Source organism: Paenibacillus sp. P22, assembly GCF_000469945.2.
Taxonomy (GTDB): domain Bacteria; phylum Bacillota; class Bacilli; order Paenibacillales; family Paenibacillaceae; genus Paenibacillus_O; species Paenibacillus_O humicus.
In genome coordinates, this window is the sequence record NZ_CBRA020000068.1 from 1 (window position 1) to 4,619 (window position 4,619).

Consider the following 4,619-nt stretch of genomic DNA (forward strand, 5'->3'; position numbering starts at 1 on the left):
TCCGCTTTCCAAGTTCAACGTCCGGCCGACTGCATCGCGGATCCCATATCCCCCGCCGAAGGTCCTTAAGGCTCGCGTGAAGMWKGTCGAGCGGCACCGCCGCCTGCTGATGGGCGACGGGCCGCGCCGCCACATCCGCCGACGCTTGCCGGATCAGCTCGAGATCTCCGTCGCGGAGTCCGCCTTCCCGGTGCCATACGACCAGCGCCGGCGTGCCGTCGTTCGAGGCGAATTCGCGGCTGAGCACCTCCTCTGCCTGAACGGAAGCGACATGCTTGCCGAAGTTGGGCGCGTTCTCGTCGACCTCGCTCCTTACGCCAGGAAGAAGCAGGCTGAGCAGGGCGGCCATCACGATCCATGCCGCCAGCGTCATCCACTTGCTCCGCCTGCCGGCGACAGCTTCCATCCATCGGTTCATAAGCCTCATCCTTTCGGTTCTGCATTCCGCCCCCGGTATGACCCCGAGCACGAAATCATGATAAAATAAGCTAGCCCGACTCGAAATGCATGATCGGGCAAACAAGATAACAGCCAAAGGAAAGTCCTGTTTTCATTATATATACCGTAGGGTTAATTTTCAACGGATACCGATTTTCATAGAAAGGAGAGCTTCTTTTGTCAAAATTTTCCCATGCCGATTCCGATAAAGAAGGAACGCGCCGCGCGCCGGGCCGGCCGAAGGCGGAAGAGCGCGGAACTCCCGTCCGGGACCTCGTGCTGCAGGCCGCATCCGTCCTGTTCATGGAGCAGGGCTACGAGGCCGTATCGCTGAACCAGATCGCCGAGCAGTGCGGCGTCACCAAAGCATCGGTATACTATCATTTTACGAGCAAGCCGGTCCTGTTCACCGCCTCCGTCACCGATATGCTGCGCAAGGCCAAGGCCGGAACAGAAAGGCTGCTGGAAAGCGGCGGATCGTTGCGGGAGAGGCTGCTCCGCATCGCCCAGGTCCGGCTGGCCCGAAGCCAGCATGCCGAGTTCGAAACGCTGATGCGGGAAGCGTCCCACTGGCTGACGGCGGAGCAGAAAAATGAGATCCGCGAAGCCGAGGACCATCTCCACCAGCTTCTTGCCGTCCATTTCCGCAAAGCTGTCGATGCCGGAGAAGTAAAAAAGGGCAACCCTCTTCTGATGGCTCATCTCTATACCGCCCTGCTGATGATCGGCAACCGGGAAGCGGCGCAAGGGATGTACGGCTCCATCGACGAGCTGGCCGATCAGATGATGGATCTATTCTGGTCCGGCATCGATTCCGAACGTACGCAAGAGAAAGCGTGATGGTCCAAATCGTCTGCCGGCACCCGATCCTGAAGGTCATCTTGGCTATGTGAGGAGAGAAAAAGCAGGACATGTCGATCAAACTGAAGCTATCCGCTCTCATATCGTCAGTCGTTGTCCTGATTTTGGCATTGAACCTGCTCGTTTTCTCCCTGTATTCGACCGGGCAGCAGGACAAAGCGGTCGAGCAGCAAATCCGTACGGCCGCCGATCAGATCCGCTTCTCCATGACGCCGACGCTGCGGACGGCTTATTACCTCGATGCCGCCGTCTCGGAGCGGATGCGTGTGGCATCCATTGCCGCCATCGGCCTGCTGGGACCCCGCTTGGCCGACGTCGCCCCATCCACCCTGCTGGAAAGCGCGGCCAAGCTCAACCTGAGCTCCCTGTCGCTCGTTCAGCGCGAATACGGCGGCAAGATTGCAATCAAGGCCTCGTCCGATTCCGATCTGGAGGGCAAGACGATCGGCTCCGACAGCCTCAACGGCAAGGTCGTCAGCGACCTGATCGGCAGCAGATATGCGTATGTCGACCGGGGAACGAGCCTCCAGAACTACTGGTGCGATTCGCTCTTCTACTCCGAGAGAGGCTACAAATCCAAGCTGAGCTTCTATTACGACGGAACCGCCGACTACGTCGTGCGGATCTCCTACAATGTGCAGCCGATGGTCGACAAGCTGACCCCGATCCAGGACAACAGCAGCATCGACGATATGATTCTCGACTCGCCGGGTCTGGTCGAAATTACAGGCATCAATGCGGATCTGGTGCCCGGTTCGGACAGCGGCCAGCCTTCCGAGCTGCAGCAGGCATTTCCGGACAACGCCATGGAGTTCGGGTCATACCGCTATGTCGACAGAGAGAACGATTATGCCTTGATGGAAAAGGCCAGCCAGACAGGCCGGCCGGTGTACAACAAAACCGAGCTGCTCGGCAAAAAGCTGCTGCGGGGCTATATCCCCTTCAATGTAGACTCCATCCGCAGCTACGTCATCATCGTTTCCCTGGATACCTCCTTGTACGGAGAGTCGCTGAACAAGCAGTTCTTCCTGCTGCTCGCCATATCGATCACGCTGCTGATCGTCGCCATCTCGGCCAGCTACCTGATCTCCGGCGTCGCCTTGCGGAAGCTGAAGCTCGTCATTCGAAGGGTCAACGCGGTGGCCAAGGGAGACTTCAACAAGCCGATCCGCCTCAGCAGCAACGACGAGATCGGCGAGCTGGCTCAAAGCGTCAACCTCATGGCTTCCAATATGAGCGCATATACGAGCAGGCTCAAGGAGTCGGCGGAGGAGCTCCGCCACACCAAGGAGCATCTGGAATCCCTCGTCAGGCATACGAAGGACGCCATCCATACGTACGGCCTCGACGGGAGGCTCATGAGCGCGAACCGCGCCTTCGAAACGATGCTGGGATGGTCGGAGCAGGAGCTCATGGATGATCGTTCGCCTGCCTCTTTCCCGCCCGTGAACGAGGAGGAAATACGCCGAATGATCGCAAGCGTGCTGAATGGGGTCGCCTATATCGACGCGGAGACCACGCTCGAGACCAAATTCGGAGCCCGCATCGACGTGAGCACGACGGCCTCGCCGATTCGAGACCATGACGGGACGATCGTCGCGGTATCCTGCATTTCCCGGAACGTGACGAACCGCAAGCATACCGAAGAGCTGCTGCGGCGGACGGAGAAGCTCTCCGTCGTCGGACAGCTGGCAGCCGGTGTCGCCCACGAGATCCGCAATCCGCTGACGACGCTGCGCGGCTTCGTGCAAATGCAGATGGAGGGCAAGGAGCTGAGTCCGTACTTCCTGTCGATCATGCTTTCGGAGCTGGACCGGATCAACTTCATCGTCAGCGAGTTTCTTGTGCTGTCCAAGCCCCAGGCCAATCATTACCACAAGCAGCGCATCGCGCCGATGCTGGAGGATATGGCGCTCCTCCTGGAGCCGGAAGCCAATCTGTCCGGAGCCGCCATCGAGCTCAATCTGGATAGCGGCCTCCCCCCGATTCTATGCGAGCCGAACCAGATGAAGCAGGTGTTCGTCAACGTCATCAAAAACGGCATCGAGTCCATGGCGGAGACGGGCGGCGTGCTGAAAATCGGCTTGCATCCGGACGATGCCGGATATGCCGTTGTCACGGTCGAAGACCAGGGAAGCGGAATTTCCGAGGAAGACCTGCTTCGTCTGGGCGAGCCGTTCTTCACCAGCAAGGAAGGCGGCAACGGGCTCGGGCTCATGGTCAGCCAGCGCATCGTCAGCAATCATAAAGGCACATTCGCCATCCGCAGCCGTATCGGCCATGGAACTGTCGTCCGCATCAGCCTGCCCGTCCTCTCCGAATGATCCTCCCGCTCTCCCGGGATACTAGGCACAGACAAGCTGCTGCCGCAGCATCTGGGAGGGCGGAAATCATGAAAACGATAGTCAGCATTGCCGCAGAGGATTGGCGGCGGATCGGACGGAACTGGACCGCCTGCGTCATCCTGGGAGGCCTCGCCCTGCTCCCCTCCTTGTACGCCTGGTTCAATATTCTCGCCTCGTGGGACCCGTACGGACGCACGTCCGAAATTCCGTTCGCCGTCGTCAACGAGGATGCCGGATACCGGCTCAGTCCGGCGCTTGGCGCCGCAGCGGGTGGAGAAGCGGGCGGCATGCTCCGGGCCGGCGACGAAATCGTCAAGGCGCTGCGCGCCAATCCTTCGATCGGCTGGCATTTTGTCGGCGGGAAGGAAGCGCTGGACGGCGTTCGGGACGGCACTTATTATGCCAGCATCCTCATTCCGCCGAACTTCTCCGAGCGGATGGCCAGCATCCTCTCGCCCAAGCCACTGCGGGCGGAGATTACGTATACCGTCAATGAAAAAATCAATGCGATCGCTCCCAAGATCACCTCTTCAGGAACGAATACGATCATCAAGAATTTCACCGAGCAATTCTCCGAAACGGTGAACGGCACGATCTTCCGCCTGTTCAACGAGCTTGGCACCGAGCTCGAACGGGAACGGCCGGCGATCGAGCATGCGGAGCAGCTCGTGTACCGGCTGGAGAAGGAGCTGCCCGAGGTGAACCGGATCGCTGCCGTCGCCCGGAAGGATCTGGGCAAGACCGCCCAGCTCACGGCGGAGGCGCAGAAAGCGCTCCCGTTCGCCGAGAAGCTGACCCGGGAAGGCTCCCGCTTCGCGGACGGAGCCGGGACGTTCCTGCAGCACGGCAGCGAGGCGCTTCAGGCGGTATCTCCCGCCGTGAAGCAGAATTTGCTGCTCGTGCAGCAGGCTGCGGCGGCGCTGGAGGCAGCCGCAGCCGAGCTTGGCGAAGGCGGTGCGGACCATTCCGCCCGCG

Annotated in this window: 3 protein-coding genes and 1 pseudogene; 3 read left to right on the plus strand and 1 reads right to left on the minus strand. The window is 60.2% G+C overall.

Translation table 11 applies throughout. The annotated features are described in order from the left end of the window. Positions 1 to 418 (minus strand): annotated as a pseudogene (locus BN871_RS11170) (hypothetical protein); the annotation flags it as partial. Positions 419 to 615: 197 nt separating this feature from the next. On the opposite strand from BN871_RS11170, the gene BN871_RS11175 reads away from it, so the two are divergent. The 3 genes from BN871_RS11175 to BN871_RS11185 all read left to right on the plus strand — a co-directional run. After that, the gene (locus BN871_RS11175; protein ID WP_021881967.1) at positions 616 to 1,278 is read left to right on the plus strand and encodes a TetR/AcrR family transcriptional regulator; all 663 of its coding nucleotides are present in this window, start codon (positions 616 to 618) and stop codon (positions 1,276 to 1,278) included. A gap of 71 nt (positions 1,279 to 1,349) precedes the next feature. Further along, a complete protein-coding gene (locus tag BN871_RS11180) occupies positions 1,350 to 3,623 on the plus strand; it encodes an ATP-binding protein (RefSeq protein ID WP_021881968.1) in 2,274 nt (757 codons plus the stop codon). Positions 3,624 to 3,691: 68 nt separating this feature from the next. Further along, positions 3,692 to 4,619 (plus strand): YhgE/Pip domain-containing protein (locus BN871_RS11185; protein WP_048746011.1); only part of this gene is annotated, 928 nt, incomplete at its 3' end.